Raw genomic sequence first — 1,108 nt, 5'->3', positions numbered from 1 at the left:
TGCAACTCGACTCCATGAAGTCGGAATCGCTAGTAATCGTGGATCAGAATGCCACGGTGAATACGTTCCCGGGCCTTGTACACACCGCCCGTCACACCATGGGAGTGGGCTGCACCAGAAGTAGATAGCTTAACCTTCGGGAGGGCGTTTACCACGGTGTGGTTCATGACTGGGGTGAAGTCGTAACAAGGTAGCCCTAGGGGAACCTGGGGCTGGATCACCTCCTTAAACGATAGACTGCTGTTTTATGCAGTGTCCACACAGATTGCTTGGTTAAAATGTAAGAGAGCATCTAAGTTGCCCAACAACTTAGATAGAAAACTAAGTCCCGTTCGTCTAGAGGCCTAGGACACCGCCCTTTCACGGCGGTAACAGGGGTTCGACTCCCCTACGGGACGCCACTTAGGGTCGTTAGCTCAGTTGGTAGAGCAGTTGACTTTTAATCAATTGGTCGCAGGTTCGAATCCTGCACGACCCACCATCTTCTCCTCGAAGATGGCAGTTTTGAATTTACTTTTACAAAAGTAAAAACGAACTGAATACGGAGGGCGATTAGCTCAGTTGGGAGAGCACCTCCCTTACAAGGAGGGGGTCACTGGTTCGAGCCCGGTATCGCCCACCACTCTCTAAGAATTTTCTGCACAAAATCGCAGATTTAACAAAGGTTATTTTGTTAAGTCCGTTTTTTCGACGCTGAAAGTCATTAGAAAGTGGATCTTTAAGTAGAAACACAATGCTCTTTAACAATCTGGAAAGCTGACTAGTAAATTCAATCGAATGATTGAATTACAAATGTTCTTCTTTATGAAGAACGAGTTCTCAACACAAACACATTCAAGTGTCTTGTATCGAGTCCGGCGAAAAACCAAAGTCMTTATCTTTCTTGATCGAAGATAACGACACAAACCTTGGTTGTTTGAACATACGAAACCTCTTGGGGTTGTATGGTTAAGTGACTAAGCGTACACGGTGGATGCCTTGGCAGTCAGAGGCGATGAAGGACGTATTAACTTGCGATAAGCCCAGTTTAGGCAGTAAAAGCCACCTGAGACTGGGATTTCCGAATGGGGAAACCCACTTGCATAAGCAAGTATCGTTACGTGAATAC

Annotated in this window: 3 tRNA genes and 2 rRNA genes; all 5 read left to right on the top strand. The window is 46.2% G+C overall.

Going from position 1 to position 1,108, the window contains the following annotated elements:
- Nucleotides 1–228 (top strand): 16S ribosomal RNA (locus L4D12_RS25405); the annotation flags it as partial.
- A gap of 97 nt (nt 229–325) precedes the next feature.
- Nucleotides 326–401 (top strand) — tRNA-Glu (locus L4D12_RS25400).
- A gap of 4 nt (nt 402–405) precedes the next feature.
- Nucleotides 406–481 (top strand) — tRNA-Lys (locus L4D12_RS25395).
- A gap of 65 nt (nt 482–546) precedes the next feature.
- Nucleotides 547–622, top strand: a tRNA-Val gene (locus L4D12_RS25390).
- A 324-nt stretch (nt 623–946) separates the two neighbouring features.
- A 23S ribosomal RNA gene (locus L4D12_RS25385) occupies nt 947–1,108 on the top strand; the annotation flags it as partial.

The organism is Photobacterium nomapromontoriensis (assembly GCF_050336815.1).
Classification (GTDB): Bacteria; Pseudomonadota; Gammaproteobacteria; order Enterobacterales; family Vibrionaceae; genus Photobacterium; species Photobacterium nomapromontoriensis.
Note: the sequence above shows the minus strand (reverse complement) of the source record. Positions and strands in the feature narration are given on the sequence as shown.